Raw genomic sequence first — 528 nt, 5'->3', positions numbered from 1 at the left:
GGTGTTTGGTATCACGGTACTTCATCGGCACTTATTGATTCGATTAAAGAGAACGGGCTTGTTCGTTCTGGCGATAAGGCCTTCAATCAAGTCGCGAAGCAAACCATGGCGACGATCGGAAATAGTTATACTGAGCAGCGCGAACCAGTGTTCCTTACTCAGAGTAAAGCATTNGCCTATTTTTGGGCGGAACAGTGCGTAAAGCGTCGTTCGGTTCGATTCGAAGGTGAAGAGCAGCCTGTTGTTTTGACCGTTAATCTTGACGACGATAATGCTTCTAAAGTCCGTCCCGATGTTGGTGCTGCAGGTCTTCTTATGATAAAAGAAGGCGAGGGTTTCATGATGTTTATTGCTAGTCTGTATGAGCAAGCTGGTCTTAAGCCGCTTGATATAGATTTAATGAAAGCAGAGCGCGAAGAATACCTTACCAAGATTGGTATGGCGTATATCGATGACGACATCTTGTCTGATTCTATTTCTGCGTAATTGATATAATCGGCTGCTCTTATTGAGTCGCCAATCAATTTG

Annotated in this window: 1 protein-coding gene; it reads left to right on the top strand. The window is 44.2% G+C overall.

The genetic code is table 11. The features are described 5' to 3' along the window. A partial coding sequence (locus A3739_RS30565) for a hypothetical protein (RefSeq protein ID WP_068503515.1) occupies positions 1–486 on the top strand: 486 nt, incomplete at its 5' end. Positions 487–528: the final 42 nt, after the last annotated feature.

The sequence above is a fragment of the Oleiphilus sp. HI0067 genome, assembly GCF_001635735.1.
The sequence above is the reverse complement of the archived record's forward strand: the minus strand, read 5'-3'. Positions and strand labels throughout refer to the sequence as shown.